Below are 24,857 nucleotides of genomic sequence, written 5' to 3' on the forward strand. Positions count from 1 at the left end.
ACTAAAACTATTATTTTCTTTTATTTTTTGTGGTTTCTGATGAAGTATTTTTTGTATTCGCTAAATAGTTTGCTAAAATTTTATCTACCAATTCATCTTTAGTTAAATGGTGAAAGATGGTTTTAATTTGAGCTTTAAAATCTTCATCTACAGAACGGTTAGGTTTTGTTTTAAAAATTTTATTAGCCCAAACTAAAGCATTATTTTCTTCAATACTTTTAGCATCTGCTTTTTTAAAAGTTTCGAACCTAATGTCTAATTCTCTTTCAAAATCTGTAATATCTTCTTCTTCTTCCTTTTGAATGATGGATAACGATAATCCGCTTGCTCCTGCCCTAGCCGTTCTTCCACTTCTGTGAACATAAGCATCATACGTATCTGGTAAATGATAATTTACAACATACGCTAAATCTTTAACATCGATACCTCGGCAGCCAAATCTGTAGCAACTAATGTATCAATATGTCCTTCTCTAAATTGATCCATTATTCGATCTCTAATTCCTTGAGTTAAACTACCGTGTAGTGCACGAGAAGAAAATTTATTTATCGCTAATTTTTTGGCTAATTTATTTACTGCAGCTTTAGTTTTACAAAAAATTATACCTCTTTTGCCCGATTTAGAATTTAAAAAATGAAGTAAAACCTCTAATTTTTCTATCGGTTCTACAACTACATATTTATGATTAATTCCTTGATGACCCGTTGTTGCCATATCAGCTTCAATTTGAACAACATTTTTAGACATGTAGTTATTTACCATTTGTCTAATAGAACCTGGCATTGTAGCTGTAAAAAGTAGTGTTCTTCTTTTTTAGGAATTTCCTTAATAATACTATCTAAACCTTCTTTTAAAGCGCTAACCATTTCATCTGCTTCATCTAGAATAAAGTAAGATATATTTTTTATGTTTATTGCTTCTCTTTTTACTAGATCTGCAAGTCTACCAGGAGTTGCAACTACAATTTGAGTTGGTTTTTTTAAACGTTCTATCTGTGGTTTTATTGGTATTCCGCCACAAATAGTAGCAATAGAAATTGAAGGGCAAAATTTAGCATAAGCTTCTAAATTAGAAGCAATTTGTTGGCCTAACTCTCTTGTAGGTGCTAAAATTACAGCTTGTATATTCGAATTATCTGTATCTATTAATTGTAATAATGGCAAGCCAAAAGCAGCTGTTTTACCAGTACCTGTTTTAGCCAAAGCAACTATGTCTTCACTATTATTTAAAGCAATAGGAATCACTTTTTCTTGAATTTCTGTAGGCTTAGAAATTTCTAAATCTATTAAACCCTTTTGTAATTCATTATTAATTCCTAATTCGGAAAACTGTTTTAACATAAAAAAATATTTTATGCAAATGTACTACTGTTTTTAGTTTATATAATTGCCGTAGTTAGGTTTCTTTATTTTTAATTCTGATGGATAAAATGAAACTTAAAATTCAAAAAAATTAGACTTCGTAAATTCTAACTTTTTCTTCTTTAAACGAGAGTTGTTTAATTTATCTACTAAACCGAAGTTAAACTTGCAGGCACAGCAACAAATGCACAATCTTGTTTTAATTCTATAACACCAAGTTGATCTTTAGTTAGTTTACCTTGCTTTATAAATAAACCGGCAATATCACCTTTAGAAATTTTGTCTTTTCTTCCACCAGAAATAAATAGTGTTTCCCAAAAAACAGCTTTTCTTTCCGCTTGTTTAGATATGTTTGCTACTTCAACATTTTTAATAAAATCGGGTACTCTTTCATCTTTCCATTTTAAAACATAAGCAGTTCCTTTAGCAGAAACTCTAGCTGTTCTACCATTTCTGTGTGTAAATTCTTCTACGGCACTTGGTAATTCATAATGAATGATAAATTTCATTTCGGCACATCAATTCCTCTTGCAGCCAAATCTGTGGCAATTAATAATTGATTGGTACCATTTCTAAATTTTATTAAAGATCTTTCTCTATCTTTTTGCTCCATTCCGCCACTAAAGCAACCATGCTTAATATTTTTACTTTCTAAAAAATTACTTACAGTATTGATACTATCTTTTAGATTGCAAAAAATGATTCCTTGCTGATTGCCTAAATGATTCAATAAATGTAAAAGTGTGTTTTGTTTATTTTTAGCAGGCGATACAACTGTTTTTATTTGAAGTTTAGAAGTTGTAGCTTTAAGATAATTTACCGTATTTGGTTTATCCATTCTTACAAAATCAGGAATTTCAACACCTTGTGTTGCAGAAGTTAAGATTCTTTTATTTAAAGCCGATAATTGATTGATAACACCTCTCATTTCATATTCGAAACCTACTTCTAAAGATTTATCAAATTCATCTAAAACCAAAGTTTTAATATATGATTTTGAAAAACGTTCATTTGCAAAATGATCTGATATTCTACCAGGAGTTCCTATTAAGATTGCTGGTAAATGCTTTAATTCTATTTTATCTTTAGACATGGGTCTTCCGCCGTAAACTGCATTTACTTTATATCCAGAACCCATAGAACGAATAACTTGTTCTATTTGTATAGCCAATTCTCTAGACGGAACTAATACTAACGCCTGAATTTCTTCTATCTCTCGGATCTAAAAAATCTAATAAGGGTAAAGCAAAAGCTAATGTTTTACCAGTTCCTGTAGGAGATAATAAAATTGTATTTGTATTTTTTTGATTGTAGCAATAGCTTCCTCTTGCATCGGATTTAACTGACTAATATTCAGTTTTTGTAAAATTTCCTTTTGATCTTTAATATGATTTGCCATTACTGCAGTTTTGTAGAATTAAATAGGCTACAAAGATAGTTAGACTTCTTGCTTAAAGTGTATAATTCTGTAAATAATCTTATTTACCTATTAGAAGTTTATTTTATAAAATAAGTATCTGCATATACTTTGGTAAAATGTGCCCCAAAAAAAGAATTAAACTAGAGTAAGATACCCAAAGCATAATTAAAATAATAGATCCTGCCGCACCGTAGGTTGAGCCTGGTTCCATTTCATTAAAATACCAAGCCATTAAAAATTTTCCAATTACAAAAAGTATTGCGGTTACTGCAGCACCAATTTTTACAGCTCTCCATTTTACAGTAATGCTTGGTAAGTATTTAAACATTGCTGCAAAAAGTACATAAATAAAAATAACAGACATTAAAAAATCTATAATATAAATATGTTCGAATAAACTTTCTGGTAAGAATTTTTCGATTCTTTTATTAAAAGTGCTAATTAAAGCTGTTAACACAAAGCTTATCAGTAATAAAAAACCTATTATTAAAATGAAACCAAAGCTTTTTATTCTACTAAAAATCATTTTTATAAAACCGTTTTCTTGTTTGTTTTCTCGGAGTTTTCAGATTTTATCGAATGCAGCTTGTAGTTGGTAAAAAACACCTGTTGCACCATAAAATAAAGTTCCAAAACCAATAATTGTTGTAAAAATAGAAACACTTTCATCTCCTCTATCTAACATCATTAATCTAATAGACTCGGCAGTTTGTACACCAACTGCTTTGGTTATTTCATCTAACAATTCTCCTTGTACTATTTCTTTTCCCGAGACATTACCAACTAAATTTAAAATTATAACTAGTAATGCAGGTAAAGATAAAATAGCATAATAAGCAACAATAGCACTAAGCTCAAAAGGTTCACTATTAAGCCAATTTGTGCCTGTTTTTTTAATAAACTAGGTAAATCTTTAATAAGTCTTTTTAATTGCACGTTATTATAATTTGGTGTAATATAAAAACTTCCAATATCATTTTATAGATATTGGAAGTTTAAATGTATTTAATCTTCTCCTCTAGCAGGGTATCCTTCTTTCAAAATATAATCTATTCCGCCTAAAACATCTTTTAAATTAGGTCGTCCAAAAGGCATCGATTGTATAGACTGCCAATACATTTTATGCTCTTTATCAATTAAAAATAAACCTGGTTCAATAAATTGTTTTGGTTCTTTATCACTAATTCCGTTAGAAATAAACAATCCCCATTTTTCGGCTTCTTCAATAGAAAAGTCATATCCAATAGGTAAGTTTTCTATTTCCCATTCTTTGTAAGTCTCTTTTGCAACTTCTTCTGAGTTGGCGCTAATTGCAATTAAGTTTACGCCTCTTTCTTTAAAATCTGCTATCTTTTTCTCTACTTGTTCTAATTGTTTTTTACATACCGGACAGTGTTTTCCTCTGTAAACAAATATCAAAGTAAAATTTTCTCGGTTTTTGGTCTTTTAAATTCCATTTTGTGTCGTTAACTAAGTTAATAGTTAAATCGGGTACTACTTGTCTTGGTTTAATCATTTTTTATCTTTTAATTTCACTTACATCTATCGTAGCTTTTTCATAATCTGTATATCCTTCTTTACCAGTTGTGTAAAAAGTATCGTTATCCCAATCTGCTAAATCTACATCTTGTTCAAAACGTTCTACTAAATCTGGATTCGAAATAAATAGTTTACCAAAAGCTACTAAATCGGCATAACCATCTTCTATAATTTTATTTCCGGACGCTTCATCAAAACCAGCATTTATCATTAAAGTTCCGTTATAAATTGGTCTAAAATGTTTTGCTATGTTTGTAACTGCATGTGGCACATCAGAAACATCTGTAAAAGGTTCTGATAAATGCACGTAGGCTAAATTATAATCGTTTAATTCTGATAAAAGGTATTCGAAAGTTGGAATTGAATTCTCTGTAACTTTCATTCCGAAAATTCCGTTTAAAGAAGGATTAAATCGTACACCTATTTTACTTTCTCGGAACAACCTCTTTGACAGCGTCTAAAACTTCAAAGAAAAATCGAGTTCTATTTTCTACATTTCCACCGTATTCATCTGTTCTAATGTTAGATTCTTCGTTAAAAAATTGATGAAATAAATAACCATTAGAAGAATGTATTTCTACACCATCAAAACCAGCAGTCATTGCATTTTTGGCTGCATTTTTAAAATCTAAAACTGTTTGATTAATGTCTTCTAAAGACATTTCTTTAGGTGTTACTGTATCTTTTTCTCCTTCTGGCGTATATACTTGCACATTTGCATTAACCGCAGAAGGTGCTAATGGTAATGCTCCGTTATGAAAATCTGGATGAGAAATTCTACCAACATGCCATAACTGAATAAATATTTTACCGCCTTCTTTGTGTACTTCTTCAGTAACTTTTTTCCAACCTTCTGTCTGCGCTTCGCTATAAATTCCAGGAGTATTAATATAACCAACAGCTTGCTTAGAAACTTGTGATCCTTCTGTAATTATTAAACCTGCGGATGCTCTTTGTTTATAATACAAACCTTGTAAATCTTTGGTAGCAACATTTTGGTCGTTGTCTGCTCTACTTCTTGTCATAGGCGCCATTACAACTCTGTTGTTTAAAGGTAGATCTGTAATATTATTAAAGTTTTGTAATAAATATGATTTTTTCATAATTCTATTTTTTTGATTGAAATTCTAAATGACTTTTTAATAAGTTGCCATTTTACCTTTCTTTTTTGTTAATTGTTTGTCTAGTTCTTTAATAGATTCTGATATAGAATTCATAAAATTACTGTTTGTAGCCTCTGCAAATAACCTTGGCCCTGGCACACTTAAACGAATGTTACATATCATTCCGGTTTCATCAGAGCTTGTATTTTCTGTTTTAAAAAACACATCTGCTCTAACAATCATATTAAATTTTTTGTATAAATGCTCTAATTTTTCTTTTGTAAATTCTTCTAACCTCTCGCTAGCCTCTACATCGTGGTATTCAAAATTTATAGTCATAATCTCTTACATTTTTTAATTTATAATTAAATTTTCTGATGTAAAATTAAGAATACTTACAGCGAAAAAGTTGTCTTTAAGATTCTAATTTGAACTCATATCAAAAAACGATTTTCGTATAACTAAAATGTATAAATAGTATTAAATTTGTTTTAAATTAACCACATGATTCAACAAAAATTATCAAAATACAATGTTATACTGGCTTCGGATCACCAAGAAGACAGCAGTTTTTAAAGACTTAGAAATAGATTTTTCGATAGAATTAAAGCCAGTTAACGAGGTTTATCCGAAGGAATTAGTAGCAGAAGAAATTACCGATTATTTAGCAGATTTAAAGTCGAAAGCTTTTAAAAACTTAAACCATAACGATTTATTAGTTACATCAGATACTATTGTTTGGTTAGAAAACAAAGCATTGGGTAAGCCAAAAGATAACGATGAAGCATTTAAAATGTTAAGTAATTTGTCTGGAAAAGAGCATAAAGTGATAACATCTGTTTCTTTAAAAACCAATAGTTTTCAAAAGATATTTAATGATGTTACTAAAGTTACTTTTAAAAATTTAACTTCGGATGAGATAAAATATTATATCAAAAATTATAAACCATTTGACAAAGCAGGTAGTTATGGCATACAAGAATGGATTGGTTTTATTGGTATAGAAAAAATAGAAGGAAGCTATTTTAACGTAGTTGGTTTGCCAGTACAAAAACTTTATAGTGAGTTAATGAAGCTATAATTTTAAGATTGATTTTAGTCTTTTTATAGTTTTAAGAGAATTATGTTAAAAAGAACGAATTCTAATCTTCGTTTTCTTTTCTTAAAGACAAATAAAAGTTTATTTTTACCAAAATTTACAACACAACATTTTTTACAACTTAATAATGAAAAAATACACGTACACAGAAAAAAAGATACACGTTCAGGTTTTGGTGACGGATTAACAGAGCTAGGAAGAACAAACCCAAATGTGGTTGCTTTATGTGCAGATTTAATTGGTTCTTTAAAAATGGATCAATTTATAAAAGAAAACCTAGAAGGTTTTTTCAAATAGGTATTGCAGAAGCAAATATGATTGGTATTGCTGCTGGTTTAACTATTGGAGGTAAAATACCATTTACAGGTACATTTGCAAACTTTTCTACAGGTAGAGTTTATGATCAAATTCGTCAATCTGTTGCATATTCCGGTAAAAATGTAAAAATTTGTGCATCTCATGCAGGTGTTACTTTAGGTGAAGATGGTGCTACACACCAAATCTTAGAAGATATTGGTTTGATGAAAATGTTGCCAGGTATGACAGTTATAAATACTTGTGACTATAATCAAACAAAAGCTGCAACAATTGCAATTGCAGATTTTGATGGGCCAGTTTATTTACGTTTTGGTAGACCAAAAGTGCCTGTATTTATGCCAACAGATCAAAAATTTGAAATTGGTAAAGGAGTTCAATTAACAGAAGGTACAGATGTAACAATTGTTGCAACAGGACATTTAGTGTGGGAATCTTTGCAAGCAGCAGAACAATTAGAAGCTCAAGGTATCTCTGCAGAAGTTATAAATATTCATACAATTAAGCCTTTAGATGAAGATATTATTTTAAAATCTGTTGCTAAAACTGGTTGTATTGTTACAGCAGAAGAACATAATAAATTAGGTGGTTTAGGTGAAAGTGTTTCTAGAACTTTAGCTTTAAACGCTCCTACTCCGCAAGAATTTGTTGCTACAGATGATACTTTTGGAGAATCTGGAACACCAGAACAATTAATGGCAAAATATGGTTTAGACGCAACTGCAGTTGTAAAAGCTGTTAAAAAAGTAATTTCTAGAAAATAAATTCGTTTAACATTAACAAACTATAAATCTAAAAAACATGAAAAAAGTAATTTTAATGATGTGTTTGGCTTTTGCATTTAGTCAAACTTCTAATGCTCAAATCGATTTCGGTTTAAAAGGAGGTATAAACTACAATAACAACGGTGATGCAACTTTTTCTTCTACAGGAAGTGATGTTATTAAAGGAGGAGAATCTAGATCGGGTTATCATGCAGGTTTATGGTTTCGTGGTAAATTACCTTTAATAGGTTTGTATATTAGACCGAATTGGTTTTTACACAAGTTAAAAATGAGTATACAGATACAAACGATGCAACTTCAGAATATGAATATAAAAAATTAGACGTTCCTGTTTTATTAGGTAAGAAATTTTTAGGTGTTGCCAATGTTTTTATTGGTCCTTCATTTCAGTATATAATAGAAGATGATTTTAGCTTTTCTGGATTAACTACAGATGAGTTTGACAAGTTTTCTGTTGGGTTACAAATGGGTGCTGGTATCGAATTAGGAAGAATAGGTATCGATGTTCGTTGGGAAAGAGGTTTATCTAAAACTGAAGCAAATTTTGCTAACGTAACTGTAGATAACAGAACAGATCAAATTATTTTTGGTTTATCTTTAAAGCTATAGTAACATTTATAAAATATTAAAAAAGTCCTTGTATATATAAGGACTTTTTTTGGTTCTAAACTATTCTGAAAATAGTTTTATTGTTTTTTTTAGAGCTTTATAGAGTTTCATAAATTGGTAATTTTACTCACCTATTCTACTTTAAAATTATTTATAACTTTTAAAATTTAGTTTTAATTGTACAAAAAAAGCTCTTGAAGAATTCAAGAGCTTTTTTAAATATTGTAAAAATTCTAATTATACATTAGGATTTAAATAATCTGGTAAAGCAGGATTGCTATTATCACTAAAGTCGTTTGTTGGATCACCATCTCCGTCTGCATCTTCATCAATAGAAGGTATTCCGTCATTATCATGATCTGTATCTTCTACGATATCTAATAACTCAATGTAAAACATTAAGTTTGTGTCTACTAAACTACTTGTATAATTGTTAGTGTCAATTGAAGAATACGCCAAACCGTGAAGGAATAAATAAAATTCCTTTACCTGTATTTAAATATGTAATTGGTCCGTTAAGTGTTCCGCCATTACTATCTTTTTTTAATTCTCCTCCTAAAAAATTTGTAAAACCATATTTCCATCCATCAATAACGGCATTTAAAGTTAACCATGCTCCAGTGTCATTTCTATCAAAATTAGAAGTTAACAACTCTGTATTTGCAAAAGCTTGACCGAATATTTTACATATATAGAATCCATTACTGTTGGGTTTCCTTTTACTGGTGAAGGTTGACCTTGTTCTATTGTGTAAACATATAAAGTATGTTCAATATCATTTTCTGTAACTTTATAAGATTTTAATTTATCTGTATCTTCAAATAATGAAGTTTTACCACTTACCAATGTTTTTACAGAATCTAAATCAGTGTCGTAATAATTGTTCTTTAAAAATTTTACAATAGAATCGTTATCTTTTATTGCTAATTCTTCATAATTAATGTCTGCAAACGGATTAAAAAAACCGTTATTATCATCATCACAAGAATACATTACTACCACTCCTAATAAAAGAAGAAAGAAAATATTTTTTATTTTATTCATTTAACTTAAAAATTTAAGCGTGCAATTTACCATTTTTATACCTTTGTAAAAAGACAAAAATTATATTTTAACTTATTTTATGAGAATTGATAAATATTTGTGGTGTATTCGAGTTTTTAAAACAAGAAGTATTGCTACAACAGCATGTAAAAAAGGGCAAGTTAAGATAGATGGTAAAAGTATAAAACCATCTAAAGAAGTTTTTGGTAACGAATTAATTGTAGTTCGTAAAAATCAGATAAATTATCAAATAAAAGTTTTAAATTTACCAGAAAGTAGAGTTGGCGCAAAATTGGTAGATCAATATCGAAAAGATGTGACACCAAAAGAAGAGTTCGAAAAAACAGAACTTTTAAAATATGCAAAAGATTACTATAGGAAAAAAGGAATTGGTAGACCAACCAAAAAAGATAGAAGAGATATAGATAATTATCAAGATTATACAACAGAAGAGTAATGATTGCAGAAAATAATATTATTTTAGATAACACTCAAATAAATCAGAAAATTAGAAGAATTGCATATCAAATTTATGAAAGCAATAGTTCTGAAAGTGAAGTTGTAGTTGCTGGAATTATAGGTAATGGTTTCGTTTTTTCAAAAAAATAGCCACTATTTTAGAAGAAATTTCTTCATTAAAAGTGATACTTTGTGAAGTCAATATCAATAAAAAACAACCTTTACTACCTGTTTCAACTTCCATTTCTGTAGAAGATTACAAGAATAAACCTCTTATTTTAGTTGATGATGTTTTAAATTCGCGTACTACTTTAATTTATGGTATTAAACATTTTTTAGAAGTTCCTTTAAAAAGGTTTAAAACAGCAGTTTTGGTAAATAGAAATCATAAAAAATATCCAGTAAAAGCAGATTTTAAAGGAATTTCGTTATCAACTTCTATTAAAGAACATGTTCAGGTAGAGTTTAGTAACGATGGTGCTTTAGCGTATTTAGTTTAATAATTTTTTAATTTCTGTAACAACTTCTTTACTTGTTAAGTTATCTGAGTTAATAGTTGTATCTGCTTGCTCATAGAAAAAACGTCTTTCAAAAAGATGTTTAGCAACATATTCAGATAATTTGTCATCATTTAATTCTGATACAAGAGGTCTTGTGTTTTTTTCATTCTTAAGACGATCGACCAAAGTTTTTATGCTTGCTTTTATGTAAATAGATGTAGCTGTACTCGCTTTAATTAAATCCATATTACCGGCATAACAAGGTGTTCCTCCTCCTAAAGAAAGTATAAAATCTTCCTCAGAATCTAAAATTTCTTTTAAATATTTGTTTTCTTTTATCCTAAAATAGATTTCTCCTTTATTTTTAAAGATTTCTGAAATTGTCATTTTTTCTCTGTTAGAGATGTAATCATCCAAATCTATAAAATTAGTATTCAGCTTTTTAGAAACTTCTCTACCGATTGTTGATTTTCCGAAGCCATGTATCCTAACAGTATAATTTTCATTATTTTTATTTTTTTACAAATATCGATAAAAAAAATCATTTTTATGCTAATAAATCCAATGATTGATAGTATATTTGCAACCGATTTAAGAAAAAGACCTGGTAGCTCAGTTGGTAGAGCATCTCCCTTTTAAGGAGAGGGTCCTGGGTTCGAGCCCCAGCCCGGTCACAAAAAAGTTAAGCGAAAGCTTAACTTTTTTATTTTATATTAATTTGCGCACGTGGCGAAATTGGTAGACGCGCAACCTTGAGGGGGTTGTTTTCGTAAGAAAGTGGAAGTTCGAATCTTCTCGTGCGCACAAATTGACTTAAAATAACTTCTTTCACAAATAATTAACCAAAGTATAACGGATTATCATTAATTTTGTTTTTATGCAAAAACTGATTATAATCTTGTGCTTTTTAGCCTCTTTAAGCACATTCTCTCAAGCAGACACTTTACGTACTAAAGTTTTAAAAGGGCAAATTATACACGCTGAAAATAAAAAAGTCTTAAGTGCGGCCCATGTTTTGAATCTAAATACAGTTAGTGGAACTATTACTGATGATAAAGGTTTTTTCGAATTACCAACAAAAGTTAATGATACTATTTTGGTTTCTTACTTAGGGTTTACTTCAATAAAATTAAAAGTTACAAACGATTTACTTAAAGGAAACGAGTTAGAAATTGCGCTTTATGAAAAACCGTGAAAGTGTAAAAGAAGTTGTAATTCGTTCTACAAAATTAATAGGTGTTTTAGAAATTGATGTAAAACAAGTGCCTAAAGATAGATTTACAAGAATACATATTAATGGTCTACAACAAACTTATGAGGTTGGTAAACCACAAGCCAAAAACTTCTCATCTCCTGTTGCAGCCTTGTTTCAACCGGTAGATTTCTTGTATAATTTATTCGGTAAAAAACCAAAACAACTTCGAAAGCTTCAGAAACTAAAAAAGAAGACGACTTGCGTAAAATGCTTGCTGGTAAGTTTGATAGAGAAGTTATGATGGAATATTTAGACATGGATAGACAAGAATTGTCTGAGTTATTAACCGATTGTAATTATTCTGAATATTTTATTAAAAAAGCATCAGATTTACAAATGATTGAAGCAGTATTAGATTGTTATGAAAATTACAAAGCCTTAAAAAAGGGGAAAATAGAGCGTAACAAAATTCCGGATAAAAAGAATTAGTCTTAAATGAAAAAGGCCGAGAAACCAACGATTTCTGACCTTAATCAACTATTAAAAACTAATTACAAACTAAACTTTTTAAGGCTTAGTTATTTTTAAATTCTATTTTGATGATTAAATTTATAGTTACCCGAAAACTTTAGACCTAATCTATATTATTAAGACGCCATATTTTAGTATTTGTTACATTTTAAATTCTCTTTAACAGTATTTTAATAGATAGAAGAAATATACAAGCAAAAAAATCCAGCATTAAGCTGGATTTTTTTATTAAAATGTTTAGAAATATTTTCTTATTGATTACCTAATATAATTGGCATTCCAGATTTTCCTGCACCAATTAATACAACCTTACTGTTACTAGATTTAGATAACTCTAAAGTTGCTTCAATTCCTTTTTCTTGAAGAATTTTATCGGTTAAAGAAGCACTTAAAATCTTATTTGCTACAGCTTTACCTTCTGCATCAATTTTTTGTCTTTCTGCCTCTTTTTTAGCTTTTGCTAACCTAAATTCATATTCTAATGATTCTTGTTCTTGTTTTAATTTAGTTTCAATTGCGGTTCTAATGGTAGTCGGTAATTTAACATCTTCAACTAAAACTCTTTTTACAATTAAATATTGATCTTTTAAAACGTTTTTAACTTCATCTAAAATTTCTTGTTCTATTACATCTCTTTTACTAGAATATAATTGTTCCGGTGTATATCTACCTACAACGCTTCTAGCAGCAGCATTAATTGCTGGGTCTAGTAATTCTCTTTCGTAATCTTCTCCTTTTGTTTTAATTAAATTACCAAGATTAGAAAATTCTGGTTCATACCAAATAGTACCGTTTACTTTAACTTCCAATCCATTCACAGAAAGTACATTCATTTCATCAGAAATAGATTGCTGACGTACTTTTCTTACAATCATTTTATTCCAAGGAGCCACAATATGAAATCCTTCTCCGTACGTTTTTTCAGTATTAATACCATCACCTAAAGTTTCAAAAATTACACCGCCTTCACCAGGTCCGATAGTAACTGTAGATTTTGAGAATAAAATTAATGCAGCAACTGCAAGAATTACGAAGAATACTCCACCTTTTGGAAACTTTATATCCATTTGATTATTTGCCATTTGTTATATTGATTAAATTTAAAGTCAAATTTACGATATAACTTTAGGAATAACAATCTATAAGGTAGAATTAAATTTTACCAAAATATTTTCTAATAAACCATTCTGATGTAAATAAAATGACAACTAACAAAAGAATCCATTTCCAATCGACCAAATTTTGTTCTTTTATAATAGATTTTTGTGTTGTGAAATAAGAAGAATCATTTAACAAGTCGTTAATTAACTGTTGATGGTTGTTTTTATGATATAGCTTCCCTCCTGTTTTATTAGCTAGCTTTTCTAATTTTTTTACGTTAGCGCTTGTAAATTGCTCTTCAACCTCATAATCAGTTATTTTAAAACTACCGTATTTATTGATTTTTTGCCCTAATACAGAAACTTTGTAGGTGTAATCACCAGATTCAAGATCTTCAAAAGAAACTTGATAAGAGTTGTTGATTAAAGAGAAAGGTAACTTTGTGTTTTTCTTAGTTTCTTTGTTGGTTATTATAATTTCTAAAGAGGCTCTAGCGTCAAATTTGTAATTCTTATCTGTATAAAATGCTGTTATATTTACTAATGAATTTGCAGGATATAAGTTTTCTGAATTTACATCTAATCGTGCTCTTTTCTTTTGAGAAGATAAATATTGAACAATGTTACCAATAAATTGATCGAATTCTGTAAACGAATTATTTAGTAGATAATTAGATGCTCTCCATTTCCATAAACCTTCTCCAAAAATTACTCCAATTTTTTGGTTGTTCTCTTCTAAAAATGAAATTAGTGGTTGCTCTGTATTTAATCCGTTGATATTTTGAAATAATAAACTTTGATAATCTTTAGAAAAAGTAATTTCTCCAAACTTATCAACCAATGGTGGCATTTCATTAAAACCAATATCCTTTTGTAAAAAAGTTAAAAAAGAATTATTTAAAATTGGTGCATAATTTTCAGTTTGATTAATTGCTTTTTTAGAAAAACCAAATTGTTGTCTGTTGATAAAATTCCAGTCAGAATTGATACCATTAATCAATAAAAAATTTAGATTATTAGCTTTTATGTTTGAAATAATAGATTTAAATTGATTATTTAAATTGTATAGTATAATTAATTGAAAATCATTTAATTCAATGTTGTTGTTAATAGTGTATTCGAGCGTTACACTTCTTTGTTTATTACTTTCAATTGCTTTTTTTAAGACACCGATATCTCGGATGTTTTATAGAGGATAAAATTAGTATTTTAGATTGCTCGTCTATAACTTCAACAGAAAACTTTTTTCTATTATTTCGAGTATTTTTTTCGTTTTCAATTTTATCTAAAGTTGCAGTGTAATAATTAACACCTTCTTTTAAAGAAGTTAAATTTGTTGTAATTATTTTTGAATTATCATTTTTGTTGAATTTTACTTTCTTTGAAAATACAGTTTTACCATTGCTATAAATTTTAAATATTGAGTTCACATTCTCTAAACCATCATAGTTTAAAATTACTTCTACAGGAAATTTATTTTTTATGTAACTATATTTATTTACATTAATCTGACTAATTTTTAAGTCTTTATACTTAGTTGTATCCCCAAATACTACCGGATAAATTTTTTGTTTAGAATTTATAAACTCGTAATCATTACCAATTGTTTGGTTTCCATCAGATAATAGAATTATTGGCGCATTTTCCTTTTTATTTAATTGATTTAATGCTTTTAAAGATTTGTAAATGTTGGTTTCATTTCCTTTAAAATCTACAGAATCAGATACTTTTAATGTTTTATCAAATAGAAATGTTTCAATATTAAATTTACTTTGTAGTTTTTCATTGGTTTTTAACTTGCTAAGTACGTTCTCTAATTTATTTTCATCTTTAAAAAAACGCAATGATTTAGAATTATCTACTAAAATTGATAGTTTCGGCTTTTCATTTTTGTAGGATTTAGTATTAATTTTAGGGTTTATAAATAATACGAGTAAAATAAAAATCGAAATACTTTTTAGTGAAAAAAGAAGAATATTTACTTTGTGCTTGCTTTTATTCTTGTAAAAATATTGAAAATATGAAATAACAATACTTACTAATAAAGCTAAAATGATGTAAAATATGGTTGTTGCTTGCAATTAAAACTATTTTAGTGAAAGATATAAATAACTATTTTAAAAAAGAAAACCTGTAACGTTAAAATTGTTACAGGTTTTATTTATTTTATAAAATGTAGTTTATGTTAGCATTCCGCCGTCTACAGACAATGTTTGTCCGGTAATATAAGTACTCATATCAGAAGCTAAAAATACACATGCATTTGCAATATCTATTGGTTGCCCTCCTCTTTTTAAAGGAATACCATCTCGCCAAGATTGTACAGTTGCTTCATCTAATTTTGCAGTCATTTCTGTTTCTATAAATCCTGGTGCAATAACGTTACTTCTAATGTTTCTAGAACCCAATTCTAAGGCTACAGATTTAGAAAAACCTACAATACCAGCTTTAGAAGCAGCATAATTTGCTTGACCTGCATTACCTTTTAAACCAACAACAGAACTCATGTTTATTATAGAACCAGATCTCTGTTTCATCATTGGTCTTATGACAGCTTTTGTTAAATTAAAAACAGATTTTAAATTAACTTCAATTACTTTGTCAAAATCATCTTCAGAAATACGCATTAACAAATTATCTTTTGTTATACCTGCGTTGTTTACTAAAATATCAATAGCACCAAATTCTTTATGAACTTCTTTTGCTAATTCTTGTGCCGCATCAAAATTTGCAGCATTTGATTGGTAACCTTTGGCAGATACGCCAAAAGATTTTAATTCTTCTTCTAAAGCATTTGCTGCATCTACAGAAGAACTATAAGTAAATGCTACATTTGCACCTTGCTTTGCAAATTCTACTGCAATACCTCTACCAATTCCTCTTGTAGCTCCTGTTATTATTGCTGATTTATTTTCTAATAATTTCATAATTTTCAATTTATTATTTTAAACTTATCGCTATCAAAGTTTTTCAACTATAAAAAAGAAATTCCCGTAAAAACGGGAATTTATATATTGATTAATTTTAAAACTAGTTTAAAACTTTTGCAACCATTTCTCCTATTTTAGCAGGTGAACTCACTACGTGAACTCCATTTTCAGCTAAAATTTTCATTTTTGCTTGTGCAGTATCATCAGCACCACCAACAATTGCACCTGCGTGCCCCATTGTTCTTCCTGCTGGTGCAGTTTGTCCTGCTATAAAACCAACAACTGGTTTTCTATTTCCATCAGCCTTAATCCATTGAGCAGCTTCTGCTTCTAAATTACCACCAATTTCACCAATCATTACAATTGCTTCAGTTTCATCATCATTCATTAATAACTCAACAGCTTCTTTAGTAGTAGTTCCAATAATTGGGTCACCACCAATACCGATTGCTGTAGTTATACCAAAACCTTGTTTTACAACTTGGTCTGCAGCTTCATAAGTTAATGTACCAGATTTAGATACAATACCTACTTTACCTTTTTTAAAGATAAAACCTGGCATAATACCAACTTTAGCTTCATCTGGTGTAATTACACCTGGACAATTAGGACCAACTAATGTACAGTCTTTATTGTCTATATAAGCTTTTACTTTTACCATGTCTGCTGTAGGAATTCCTTCTGTAATACAAATAATTACTTTAATTCCTGCATCAGCAGATTCCATAATTGCATCAGCAGCAAAAGCTGGTGGTACAAAAATAATAGAGGTATCAGCTCCTACTTTTTCTACAGATTCTACAACTGTGTTAAATACTGGTTTTCCTAAGTGTTCTTGACCTCCTTTACCTGGAGTTACACCTCCAACAACATTGGTTCCATAATCAATCATTTGACCAGCGTGAAAAGTACCTTCACTACCTGTAAAACCTTGAACAATAATTTTTGAATTTTTATTTACTAAAACACTCATTGGTTTGCTATTTAATTTTTGTTACGCAAAAATAACTTTTTGAAACTTTAAAAAAAGAAAATTAAGAATTCTTTCTATCTTTTAAAAATCGTTTAATTTCTGCTAATTCTTTTAACTTTTCTCTTGATTCTGATATTGGTGTACCAAAATAACTTTTTCCGCCAGCTACAGATTTCGTAACCCCAGTTTGTCCTAGTATTACAGCACCTTTGCCTATTGTTATACCGCTATTTGTACCAACTTGCCCCCAAATAGTTACTTCATCTTCAATTACAACACAACCTGCAATACCTGTTTGTGATGCGATTAAACACTTTTTACCAATTACAGTATCGTGGCCAACATGTACTTGATTATCTATTTTTGTGCCCTCTCCTATCGTTGTATTACCAGTAACACCTTTGTCTATTGTACAAGAAGCTCCTAAATCTACATTGTCTTTTAAAATAACTTTTCCTCCAGAAATTAATTTATCATATCCCTCTGGTCTGTTCTTGTAATAAAATGCATCTGCACCTAAAACTGTGTTTGCGTGAATAGTAACATTATTACCAATTACTGAATTATCATAAATAGTTACATTGGGGTGAATTACACAATTCTTACCAATTTTAACATGGTTTCCGATAAATACATTTGGTTGAATAACTGTATTTTCTCCTATTAATGCGCTTTCAGAAATACTAACTTTAGAAGCTATAAATGGATTAAAGTTTTTAGTTATTTTATTAAAATCTCTAAAAGGGTCATCAGAAATTAGTAAAGATTTACCTTCGGACAAGCAACTTCTTTATTAATTAAAATAGTAGTTGCAGCAGAATTTAATGCTTTGTCGTAATACTTTGGATGATCAACAAAAACGATATCTCCTTGTTCTACAACATGAATTTCATTAATACCTAAGATTTTAAAATTTTGATCTCCAATAAATTTAGCATCAATTAATGATGCAATTTGTTGGAGTGTTTGAGATTCTTTGAATTTCAAGGCTATTCTTTAATTCGTTCTTGGTAAGTTCCTTTTGTAGTCTCTACCTTAATTTTATCTCCTTCATTAATAAATAAAGGTACATTTACTGTTGCACCACTTTCTACTGTTGCTGGTTTTGTTGCATTTGTAGCAGTATTACCTTTAACACCTGGTTCTGTATGTGTAACTTCTAAAATTACACTTGCTGGCATATCTACAGATAATGGCATGTCATCTTCAGAATTAATAATAATTGTTACAATTTCACCTTCTTTCATTAAATCTGGACTATCTAAAGCAGATTTTTGAAGTTGAATTTGAGTGTAATCTTGCTCATTCATAAAATGATAAGTATCACCTTCATTATATAAGTACTGAAATTTGTGAGTTTCTACACGAACATCATCAATTTTTCTTCCTGCAGGAAAAGTATTATCTACAACCTTACCATTGGTTACACTTTTTAATTTTGTTCTTACAAAAGCAGGACCTTTACCTGGCTTTACGTGTAAAAATTCAACAATTTTATAAATGTCGTTGTTATACTTTATACATAATCCGTTTCTAATATCTGATGTTGTTGCCATTATTTCGTTTTTATTTTATAATTTTTTTATTATTAATATCAATTGTAAACTTTTTAGTTAGAATTGAAGTATCCTTTCATGATTCCTCTATGAGAATCTTTTATAAATTGAATTATTTCATCTCTTTCTGGCGTTGCTTCCATTTCTGCCTCAATTATATCTATAGCCTGTGTATAATTATAATTTTTTTGAAATAAGATTCTATAAATATTCTGAATTTCTCTAATTTTTTCTGTAGTGTAACCTCTTCTTCTTAAACCAACTGAATTGATTCCTACATAAGATAAAGGCTCTCTAGCTGCTTTTACATAAGGCGGTACATCTTTTCTTACTAAAGAACCACCGGTTACAAATGCATGATTTCCTACGGATGCAAATTGATGAACTGCAACCATTCCTGCTAAAACTACGTTATCTCCAATAGTTACATGACCTGCAAGTGTTGAATTATTAGAAAAGATACAGTTGTTACCCACAAAAGAATCATGAGCAATATGACAATATGCCATTATTAAACAGTTATCTCCAATTTTAGTTTTCATTCTATCGGATGTTCCTCTGTTAATCGTAACACATTCTCTAATTGTTACATTGTCTCCTATTTCTACGGTTGTTTCTTCATCATCGAATTTTAAATCTTGAGGAATTGCAGAAATTACAGCGCCTGGAAAAATTCTACAATTTTTACCGATAATAGCACCTTCCATAATAGTTACGTTAGAACCAATCCATGTACCAGAACCAATTGTAACGTTATTATGTATTGTTGTAAATGGTTCTATTACTACATTTCTAGCAATTTTTGCCTGTGGATGTACGTATGCTAAAGGTTGATTCATATTACTTAATTTTAGAAATTTGTGCCATTAATTCTGCTTCTGCAACTAATTTTCCGTTTGCATAAGCATATGCTTGCATATGACAAATTCCTCTTCTTATTGGTGTAATTAATTCACATTTAAAAATCACAGTATCTCCTGGTAAAACTTTTTGTTTAAACTTCACCTTATCCATTTTCATAAAATACGTTAAGTAATTTTCTGGATCTGGTACAGTATTTAAAACTAAAACTCCACCACATTGTGCCATTGCTTCTACTTGTAAAACACCTGGCATTACTGGCGCTCCTGGAAAATGTCCAACAAAGAAATTTTCGTTCATTGTAACATTTTTCATACCAACAACATGCGTATCTGTTAGTTCTAAAATTCTATCAATTAACAAAAATGGTGGTCTGTGAGGCAAAATATCCATTATTTGATGAATATCTAATAACGGTGGTAAGTTTAAATCAAAAGAAGGAACATTGTTTCTTTTTTCAGCTTTTATAATTTTAGCCAATTTTTTAGCAAACAAAGTATTGATTAAATGACCAGGTTTATTCGCGATAACTTTACCTTTAATTCTTGTACCAACTAAAGCTAAATCACCAATAACATCTAATAATTTATGTCTAGCTGCTTCATTTGCCCAGTGTAGTGTTAAATTATCTAAAATTCCGTTAGATTTAACAGCAATGTCTTCTTTATTAAATGCCTTTTTTAATTTTTGCATTGTACTTTCAGACAATTCTTTATCTACATATACTATTGCATTGTTAAGGTCACCACCTTTAATTAAATCATTTTCAAGTAACATTTCAATTTCGTGTAAGAAACTAAAAGTTCTTGCATCTGCAATTTCTTCTTTAAAGTCTGCAATTTTATCTAAAGTAGCATTTTGAGTTCCTAAAATTTTAGTGCCAAAATCTACCATTGTAGTTACTTGGTACTCATCCGAAGGCATTAAAATAATTTCGCTTCCTGTAACTTCATCCTTGTAAGAAATAATTTCTTTTACAACATACTCTTCTATATCTGCATCTTGTTCTTGTACACCAGCTTTTTCTAAAGCTTCTATAAAGAATTTTGATGAACCATCCATAATTGGTGGCTCAGAAGCATCAATCTCAATTAATAAGTTGTCTATATCTAAACCAACTGCAGCGGCTAAAACGTGTTCTGAAGTTTGTATTTGAACACCATTTTTTTCTAAATTAGTTCCTCTTTGAGTGTTTACAACATATTCTGCTTTAGCAGCAATTATAGGTGCACCTTCTAAGTCTACTCTTTTAAAAGCAAAACCATGATTTGTTGGTGCAGGTTTCATTGTCATTGTAACCGTATTACCTGTGTGTAAACCTACACCAGATAAACTAATTTCTTTCTGTATTGTTTTTTGTTTCTTACTCATTATTTTTTTGTTTGAGTCTTCAATTCTTCTTCTAATTGATTGATGTTTGCTACTATTTTTGGTAAATTTTTAAAATGAACATAACTTTTATTATAATCATTAAACTTAAATGCTGGTGTTCCATTTACAAAAGCGTTGTCTTTTAAACTTTTGGTTACACCTGCTTGTGCTAACACTTTTACATTATTACCAATTTTAATATGACCTGCAACACCTACTTGTCCTCCAATCATACAAGATTCGCCTATTTTGGTAGAACCTGCAATACCTGTTTGCGAGGCAATTACTGTGTTTTTACCAATTTCTACGTTGTGTGCAATTTGTATTTGATTGTCTAATTTAACTCCTTTTCTAATAATTGTAGATCCTAAGGTTGCTCTATCTATTGTTGTAGCAGCACCAATATCTACGTTATCTTCAATAATTACGTTACCAATTTGTGGTATTGCATTGTATTCTCCATTTTCATCTGGAGCAAAACCAAAACCATCTGCAGCTATTATTGCTCCAGAATGAATTTTACAATTATTACCTATAATTGTATCTGAGTATATTTTAACTCCAGCAAATATTGTTGAATTATTTCCTATAACTGTATTGTCCCCAATATAAGTATTCGGATAAATTTTAACATTGTTACCAATTTTAACATTTTCACCAATGTATGCAAACGCTCCTATATATTCATGATCACCTATCGAAGAAGATTCTGAAATAAAATGAGGTTGTTCTCTACCCGATTTATTATTTTTTACCTCGTTGTAAAACTCTAATAATTTAGAAAATGATTTGTACGCATCATCTACCTTAATTAAAGTAGTGGTAATATCTTTTTCTGGAATAAAACTTTTATTAACTATTGCTATAGAAGCATTTGTAGTATATATATATGAATTATATTTAGGGTTTGATAAAAAAGTTAAAGAACCTTTTTCACCTTCTTCTATCTTAGATAATTTAGAAACTTCTTCATCAGGATTACCAACGATATCACCTTCTAATATATCTGCTATTTGTTGTGCTTTAAATTTCATCAAACGCAAAAATATAAAAATTATACCGTTTACTCTAATCTAAGGTTATTTTGGATAACAAATAAAGTGTTTTATTACCGGTAAAGTTAAAGCTTGTAGGTTTAATTGATCTGAAGCTTTTGCAATATCTTTAAGTTTTCCTTTTTTATTTAAAATATATATTGGTGTTTTTAAATTATAAGCTTGATTGCTTATTTCTTGATGAAAAACAAAATAATTTACTTCATCTAATTCAATGCCTAGTTTTTTAATGGCTTTTTCTTTTTTCTTTTGAATGTAAGACTCATTAAAAATTCCTTGTTGAATTTCTACTCTTAATAACTTTCTATCAACAATCATTTTAGCTAAAAGTGATAAAACTTTATCATCATGATTTACCCATTCTTTAATAGCAGATAATACATCATAATCATCTAATTTAGAAAACATTTCTAAGGTTTCTAAAGTGAAGTTTTCTGATGATATTGGATTATATAAGAAGTATTTTAAAGAAGAACTAGCGTATAATTCTACTCCTTTTTCTGCCAATTCTTTTGCTCTTTTTAAAATATTAACCAAAATATTTTCGGCAACTAAACCTGTTTTATGCAAATATACTTGCCAATACATTAATCTTCCGGCAATTAAGAATTTTTCTACAGAATAAATACCTTTATGCTCTATAACTAATTCATCATTTTTAACATTCATCATGGCAATTAACCTGTCGGATGAAATATTTCCTTCTGTAACACCAGTATAAAAACTGTCTCTTTTTAGGTAATCTAATCTATCAATATCTAATTGACTAGAAATTAATTGGCATAAAAATTTACGTGAATTTTTACCTTCAAAAATTTCGATTGCTAAAGATAATTTTCCTTTAAATTCTTTATTTAATTTCTTCATAAACTTTAAAGAAATTTCTTCGTGGCTTATTTCGCTCACAATACTGTGCTCTAAAGCATGAGAAAATGCTCCGTGACCAATATCGTGTAACAAAATTGCAATACAAAGTGCCGTTTCTTCATCCTTAGAAATTTCTACCTGTTTAAAGCGAAGAACTCTTATTGCTTTTTGCATTAAATGCATACAGCCAACAGCATGATGAAAACGTGTGTGATTTGCACCTGGATATACCAAGTTAGAAAATCCCATTTGTGTTATTCTTCTTAATCTCTGAAAATAAGGATGTTCTATAATATCAAAAATTAATGAATTAGGAATTTGTATAAATCCGTAAATAGGATCGTTTAATATTTTAAGTTTATTGGGTTTTTTTTCTTCAAAAGGACTAAAATTATCTATCTAATTATGCAAAATACAATATTTCTGATGAGATAATTACGAAAAAAACCATAAATTTTATTGATGAAATTATTATTTGTCAAATTATTATAAAATTGGCAATATTTTATCATTAAACATGCATAATAGAAGTAACATTTACTTAAATTTATCGTTAAAGAATAAAACGAAATACATGAGCATACAAATTCTATGGGTAGATGATGAAATTGAATTATTAAAACCGCATATTTTATTTTTAGAGCGTAAAGAATATAGAGTTACAACTTGCACAAATGGTGCAGATGCTATTAATTTAGTTGAAGAAGAAAATTTTGACATCGTTTTTTTAGATGAAAATATGCCAGGTTTAACAGGCTTAGAAACTCTTGCAGAAATTAAACAGAAAAAAGCCAATTTACCTGTGGTTATGATTACCAAAAGTGAAGAGGAATATATCATGGAAGAGGCCATTGGGTCTAAAATTGCAGATTATTTAATTAAACCAGTAAATCCGAGTCAGATATTATTAAGTTTAAAGAAAAACTTAGATCATTCTAGATTAATTAGCGAAAAAACAACATCTAATTATCAGCAAGAGTTTAGAAAAATATCTATGGATTTAGCCATGGTAAATTCTTACGAAGATTGGATTGAATTGTATAAAAAATTAATTCATTGGGAATTAGAGTTAGAAAACATAAGCGATCCTGGAATGCTTGGTATTTTAGAAAGTCAGAAACAAGAAGCAAATTCACAGTTTTTTAAATTCATCAAAAAAATTACGAAGATTTTTTAACAGGAAATGATAAGCCAACTTTTTCGCACACGTTGTTTAAAGATTATGTTGTGCCGGAACTTAAAAAAGAACAAAGTGTACTTTGGGTTGTGATTGATAATTTACGTTACGATCAATACAGAATTCTAGAGCCCTTAATTAACAATCATTATAAGAAAGACGAAGAATATACGTATTTTTCTATTTTACCCACAGCAACTCAATACGCTAGAAATGCGATTTTTCCGGTTTAATGCCTTCAGAAATGGAGAAAAGGCATCCGAATTTTGGAAAAACGATACTGATGAAGGTGGTATGAATTTATTTGAAAATGAATTTTTATCAGCTCAAATTAAACGTTTGAGTTTAAATATTAAACATGAATATTATAAAATTTCTACCTTAAAAAGTGGTAAAGAGTTAGCTGATAATTATAACGGTACAAAACAAAATGACTTAACAGCCGTGGTTTATAATTTTGTTGATATTTTATCGCATTCTAAAACAGAAATGGAAGTTATTAAAGAATTGGCTGGTGATGACAAAGCATACAGATCTCTAACCTTAAGTTGGTTTAAAAATTCTCCGCTATTCGAAATTATACAAAAAGCACAAGCTTTAGGACAAAAATTAATAATTACAACAGATCATGGTACTATAAATTGTAAACATCCTACAAAGGTTGTGGGTGATAAAAATATAAGTTCTAACTTAAGGTACAAAACTGGTAGAAGTTTAACCTACGAGGATAAAGACGTGTATGCTGTAAGAAACCCAAAAGACATTTTTTTACCTACGGTTGCAATGAATGCTCCGTTTATTTTTGCAAAAGAAGATTTGTTTTTTGCTTATCCAAATAACTTTAATCACTTTGTAAAATATTTTAAAAACACATACCAACACGGTGGTGTTTCTTTAGAAGAAGTTATTATTCCTTGTGCGGTTTATAGCCCTAAGTAATATAAAATAATAGAATTAAAATAAACTGATAGACTTTAAAAACCTATCAGTTTTATTATTTTTGTGAT

The 24,857-nt window shown here is 29.1% G+C and carries 22 protein-coding genes, 2 tRNA genes and 9 pseudogenes; 12 read left to right on the plus strand and 21 right to left on the minus strand.

The window, feature by feature from the left end; all coding sequences use genetic code 11:
- Nucleotides 1-10 precede the first annotated feature (10 nt).
- From ACZ1HD_RS08190 to hpf, 6 genes and pseudogenes are all read right to left on the minus strand, one after another.
- Nucleotides 11-1,340, minus strand: a pseudogene (locus tag ACZ1HD_RS08190) (DEAD/DEAH box helicase).
- 96 nt (nucleotides 1,341-1,436) lie between these two features.
- Nucleotides 1,437-2,760, minus strand: a pseudogene (locus ACZ1HD_RS08195) (DEAD/DEAH box helicase).
- A 103-nt stretch (nucleotides 2,761-2,863) separates the two neighbouring features.
- Nucleotides 2,864-3,679 (minus strand): annotated as a pseudogene (locus ACZ1HD_RS08200) (YihY/virulence factor BrkB family protein).
- Between the two features lie 107 nt (nucleotides 3,680-3,786).
- A complete protein-coding gene (locus tag ACZ1HD_RS08205; RefSeq protein WP_472689159.1) occupies nucleotides 3,787-4,200 on the minus strand; it encodes a redoxin domain-containing protein in 414 nt (137 codons plus the stop codon).
- Nucleotides 4,201-4,300: 100 nt separating this feature from the next.
- A pseudogene (locus tag ACZ1HD_RS08210) lies at nucleotides 4,301-5,423 on the minus strand (alkene reductase).
- A 36-nt stretch (nucleotides 5,424-5,459) separates the two neighbouring features.
- Complete coding sequence (gene hpf, locus ACZ1HD_RS08215; RefSeq protein ID WP_077809301.1) at nucleotides 5,460-5,762, minus strand: ribosome hibernation-promoting factor, HPF/YfiA family; 303 nt, start codon at nucleotides 5,760-5,762, stop codon at nucleotides 5,460-5,462.
- A 165-nt stretch (nucleotides 5,763-5,927) separates the two neighbouring features.
- Here hpf and ACZ1HD_RS08220 point away from each other — a divergent pair.
- The 4 genes and pseudogenes from ACZ1HD_RS08220 (at nucleotide 5,928) to ACZ1HD_RS08235 (ending at nucleotide 8,231) form a co-directional block, all read left to right on the plus strand.
- Nucleotides 5,928-6,504 (plus strand): annotated as a pseudogene (locus ACZ1HD_RS08220) (Maf family nucleotide pyrophosphatase).
- Between the two features lie 145 nt (nucleotides 6,505-6,649).
- Nucleotides 6,650-7,601: pseudogene (locus ACZ1HD_RS08225) on the plus strand (transketolase family protein).
- Between the two features lie 37 nt (nucleotides 7,602-7,638).
- Nucleotides 7,639-7,944, plus strand: coding sequence for a hypothetical protein (locus tag ACZ1HD_RS08230; RefSeq protein ID WP_472689160.1), 306 nt, complete (start codon nucleotides 7,639-7,641; stop codon nucleotides 7,942-7,944).
- On the plus strand, nucleotides 7,869-8,231 hold the full coding sequence (locus tag ACZ1HD_RS08235) for an outer membrane beta-barrel protein (RefSeq protein WP_472689161.1): 363 nt from the start codon (nucleotides 7,869-7,871) through the stop codon (nucleotides 8,229-8,231). Before ACZ1HD_RS08230 ends, ACZ1HD_RS08235 begins: the two co-directional genes overlap by 76 nt.
- Nucleotides 8,232-8,468: 237 nt before the next feature.
- On the opposite strand, the gene ACZ1HD_RS08240 is transcribed toward ACZ1HD_RS08235, so the two are convergent.
- The 3 genes from ACZ1HD_RS08240 to ACZ1HD_RS08250 are packed head-to-tail and all read right to left on the minus strand — an operon-like array spanning nucleotide 8,469 to nucleotide 9,275.
- A complete protein-coding gene (locus ACZ1HD_RS08240) occupies nucleotides 8,469-8,690 on the minus strand; it encodes a hypothetical protein (RefSeq protein WP_472689162.1) in 222 nt (73 codons plus the stop codon).
- Nucleotides 8,671-8,883 carry a hypothetical protein gene (locus tag ACZ1HD_RS08245; RefSeq protein ID WP_472689163.1) on the minus strand — a complete coding sequence of 71 codons (213 nt, stop codon included), beginning with the start codon at nucleotides 8,881-8,883 and terminating at the stop codon, nucleotides 8,671-8,673. Before ACZ1HD_RS08245 ends, ACZ1HD_RS08240 begins: the two co-directional genes overlap by 20 nt.
- Nucleotides 8,877-9,275 carry a hypothetical protein gene (locus ACZ1HD_RS08250; protein ID WP_472689164.1) on the minus strand — a complete coding sequence of 133 codons (399 nt, stop codon included), beginning with the start codon at nucleotides 9,273-9,275 and terminating at the stop codon, nucleotides 8,877-8,879. Before ACZ1HD_RS08250 ends, ACZ1HD_RS08245 begins: the two co-directional genes overlap by 7 nt.
- Before the next feature lie 79 nt (nucleotides 9,276-9,354).
- Here ACZ1HD_RS08250 and ACZ1HD_RS08255 point away from each other — a divergent pair, with 79 nt between their 5' ends.
- A complete protein-coding gene (locus ACZ1HD_RS08255; protein ID WP_079738851.1) occupies nucleotides 9,355-9,732 on the plus strand; it encodes an RNA-binding S4 domain-containing protein in 378 nt (125 codons plus the stop codon).
- A pseudogene (locus ACZ1HD_RS08260) lies at nucleotides 9,732-10,234 on the plus strand (phosphoribosyltransferase domain-containing protein). The gene ACZ1HD_RS08255 and the pseudogene ACZ1HD_RS08260 overlap by 1 nt, the downstream one beginning before the upstream one ends.
- Here ACZ1HD_RS08260 and ACZ1HD_RS08265 read toward each other — a convergent pair.
- Nucleotides 10,226-10,720 (minus strand): shikimate kinase, encoded by a 495-nt coding sequence (locus tag ACZ1HD_RS08265; RefSeq protein WP_472689311.1) that lies wholly within the window; start codon nucleotides 10,718-10,720, stop codon nucleotides 10,226-10,228. The pseudogene ACZ1HD_RS08260 and the gene ACZ1HD_RS08265 overlap by 9 nt on opposite strands.
- Nucleotides 10,721-10,835: 115 nt before the next feature.
- Here ACZ1HD_RS08265 and ACZ1HD_RS08270 point away from each other — a divergent pair.
- The 5 genes from ACZ1HD_RS08270 (at nucleotide 10,836) to ACZ1HD_RS08290 (ending at nucleotide 11,918) form a co-directional block, all read left to right on the plus strand.
- Nucleotides 10,836-10,908: transfer RNA gene (locus ACZ1HD_RS08270), tRNA-Lys, on the plus strand.
- Between the two features lie 46 nt (nucleotides 10,909-10,954).
- Nucleotides 10,955-11,038: transfer RNA gene (locus ACZ1HD_RS08275), tRNA-Leu, on the plus strand.
- A 94-nt stretch (nucleotides 11,039-11,132) separates the two neighbouring features.
- Nucleotides 11,133-11,429 (plus strand): carboxypeptidase-like regulatory domain-containing protein, encoded by a 297-nt coding sequence (locus ACZ1HD_RS08280; RefSeq protein WP_472689165.1) that lies wholly within the window; start codon nucleotides 11,133-11,135, stop codon nucleotides 11,427-11,429.
- Nucleotides 11,416-11,730 carry a hypothetical protein gene (locus ACZ1HD_RS08285; protein WP_472689166.1) on the plus strand — a complete coding sequence of 105 codons (315 nt, stop codon included), beginning with the start codon at nucleotides 11,416-11,418 and terminating at the stop codon, nucleotides 11,728-11,730. The genes ACZ1HD_RS08280 and ACZ1HD_RS08285 overlap by 14 nt, the downstream gene beginning before the upstream one ends.
- Nucleotides 11,697-11,918: a hypothetical protein gene (locus ACZ1HD_RS08290; protein WP_472689167.1), complete on the plus strand. Its 222-nt coding sequence runs from the start codon at nucleotides 11,697-11,699 to the stop codon at nucleotides 11,916-11,918. The genes ACZ1HD_RS08285 and ACZ1HD_RS08290 overlap by 34 nt, the downstream gene beginning before the upstream one ends.
- Nucleotides 11,919-12,211: 293 nt before the next feature.
- Here the strand turns inward: ACZ1HD_RS08290 and ACZ1HD_RS08295 are convergent, their stop codons facing one another.
- The 11 genes and pseudogenes from ACZ1HD_RS08295 to ACZ1HD_RS08345 form a co-directional block, all read right to left on the minus strand.
- Nucleotides 12,212-13,042 (minus strand): prohibitin family protein, encoded by an 831-nt coding sequence (locus ACZ1HD_RS08295; protein WP_077809310.1) that lies wholly within the window; start codon nucleotides 13,040-13,042, stop codon nucleotides 12,212-12,214.
- A gap of 70 nt (nucleotides 13,043-13,112) precedes the next feature.
- The gene (locus tag ACZ1HD_RS08300; RefSeq protein WP_472689168.1) at nucleotides 13,113-14,060 is read right to left on the minus strand and encodes a hypothetical protein; all 948 of its coding nucleotides are present in this window, start codon (nucleotides 14,058-14,060) and stop codon (nucleotides 13,113-13,115) included.
- 148 nt (nucleotides 14,061-14,208) lie between these two features.
- Nucleotides 14,209-14,904: a hypothetical protein gene (locus ACZ1HD_RS08305; RefSeq protein ID WP_472689169.1), complete on the minus strand. Its 696-nt coding sequence runs from the start codon at nucleotides 14,902-14,904 to the stop codon at nucleotides 14,209-14,211.
- A 336-nt stretch (nucleotides 14,905-15,240) separates the two neighbouring features.
- A complete protein-coding gene (gene fabG, locus ACZ1HD_RS08310; RefSeq protein ID WP_472689170.1) occupies nucleotides 15,241-15,987 on the minus strand; it encodes a 3-oxoacyl-[acyl-carrier-protein] reductase in 747 nt (248 codons plus the stop codon).
- Nucleotides 15,988-16,090: 103 nt separating this feature from the next.
- A complete protein-coding gene (sucD, locus tag ACZ1HD_RS08315) occupies nucleotides 16,091-16,963 on the minus strand; it encodes a succinate--CoA ligase subunit alpha (RefSeq protein ID WP_077809312.1) in 873 nt (290 codons plus the stop codon).
- A gap of 61 nt (nucleotides 16,964-17,024) precedes the next feature.
- Nucleotides 17,025-17,950: pseudogene (locus ACZ1HD_RS08320) on the minus strand (UDP-3-O-(3-hydroxymyristoyl)glucosamine N-acyltransferase).
- Nucleotides 17,951-17,952: 2 nt separating this feature from the next.
- Complete coding sequence (efp, locus tag ACZ1HD_RS08325; protein WP_340933888.1) at nucleotides 17,953-18,519, minus strand: elongation factor P; 567 nt, start codon at nucleotides 18,517-18,519, stop codon at nucleotides 17,953-17,955.
- A gap of 53 nt (nucleotides 18,520-18,572) precedes the next feature.
- Complete coding sequence (gene lpxA, locus ACZ1HD_RS08330; RefSeq protein WP_077809315.1) at nucleotides 18,573-19,358, minus strand: acyl-ACP--UDP-N-acetylglucosamine O-acyltransferase; 786 nt, start codon at nucleotides 19,356-19,358, stop codon at nucleotides 18,573-18,575.
- Between the two features lies 1 nt (nucleotide 19,359).
- Nucleotides 19,360-20,751: a bifunctional UDP-3-O-[3-hydroxymyristoyl] N-acetylglucosamine deacetylase/3-hydroxyacyl-ACP dehydratase gene (locus ACZ1HD_RS08335; protein ID WP_340933884.1), complete on the minus strand. Its 1,392-nt coding sequence runs from the start codon at nucleotides 20,749-20,751 to the stop codon at nucleotides 19,360-19,362.
- Nucleotides 20,751-21,785 (minus strand): UDP-3-O-(3-hydroxymyristoyl)glucosamine N-acyltransferase, encoded by a 1,035-nt coding sequence (lpxD, locus tag ACZ1HD_RS08340; RefSeq protein ID WP_340933881.1) that lies wholly within the window; start codon nucleotides 21,783-21,785, stop codon nucleotides 20,751-20,753. Before lpxD ends, ACZ1HD_RS08335 begins: the two co-directional genes overlap by 1 nt.
- Nucleotides 21,786-21,830: 45 nt before the next feature.
- On the minus strand, nucleotides 21,831-22,922 hold the full coding sequence (locus ACZ1HD_RS08345; RefSeq protein ID WP_472689171.1) for an HD domain-containing protein: 1,092 nt from the start codon (nucleotides 22,920-22,922) through the stop codon (nucleotides 21,831-21,833).
- 325 nt (nucleotides 22,923-23,247) lie between these two features.
- Here ACZ1HD_RS08345 and porX point away from each other — a divergent pair.
- Nucleotides 23,248-24,789 (plus strand): annotated as a pseudogene (gene porX / locus ACZ1HD_RS08350) (T9SS response regulator signal transducer PorX).
- The last annotated feature ends 68 nt before the right edge of the window (nucleotides 24,790-24,857 follow it).

The organism is Polaribacter sp. HA6-7 (genome assembly GCF_055693625.1).

Coding starts and splice junctions, on each gene's coding strand:
- hpf (WP_077809301.1), bottom strand. CDS start 5,762: ATGACTATAAATTTTGAATACCACGATGTAGAGGCTAGCGAGAGGTTA.
- ACZ1HD_RS08230 (WP_472689160.1), top strand. CDS start 7,639: ATGAAAAAAGTAATTTTAATGATGTGTTTGGCTTTTGCATTTAGTCAA.
- ACZ1HD_RS08250 (WP_472689164.1), bottom strand. CDS start 9,275: ATGAATAAAATAAAAAATATTTTCTTTCTTCTTTTATTAGGAGTGGTA.
- ACZ1HD_RS08255 (WP_079738851.1), top strand. CDS start 9,355: ATGAGAATTGATAAATATTTGTGGTGTATTCGAGTTTTTAAAACAAGA.
- ACZ1HD_RS08285 (WP_472689166.1), top strand. CDS start 11,416: ATGAAAAACCGTGAAAGTGTAAAAGAAGTTGTAATTCGTTCTACAAAA.
- ACZ1HD_RS08290 (WP_472689167.1), top strand. CDS start 11,697: ATGCTTGCTGGTAAGTTTGATAGAGAAGTTATGATGGAATATTTAGAC.
- ACZ1HD_RS08295 (WP_077809310.1), bottom strand. CDS start 13,042: ATGGCAAATAATCAAATGGATATAAAGTTTCCAAAAGGTGGAGTATTC.
- fabG (WP_472689170.1), bottom strand. CDS start 15,987: ATGAAATTATTAGAAAATAAATCAGCAATAATAACAGGAGCTACAAGA.
- sucD (WP_077809312.1), bottom strand. CDS start 16,963: ATGAGTGTTTTAGTAAATAAAAATTCAAAAATTATTGTTCAAGGTTTT.
- efp (WP_340933888.1), bottom strand. CDS start 18,519: ATGGCAACAACATCAGATATTAGAAACGGATTATGTATAAAGTATAAC.
- lpxA (WP_077809315.1), bottom strand. CDS start 19,358: ATGAATCAACCTTTAGCATACGTACATCCACAGGCAAAAATTGCTAGA.
- ACZ1HD_RS08335 (WP_340933884.1), bottom strand. CDS start 20,751: ATGAGTAAGAAACAAAAAACAATACAGAAAGAAATTAGTTTATCTGGT.
- lpxD (WP_340933881.1), bottom strand. CDS start 21,785: ATGAAATTTAAAGCACAACAAATAGCAGATATATTAGAAGGTGATATC.
- ACZ1HD_RS08345 (WP_472689171.1), bottom strand. CDS start 22,922: ATGGGATTTTCTAACTTGGTATATCCAGGTGCAAATCACACACGTTTT.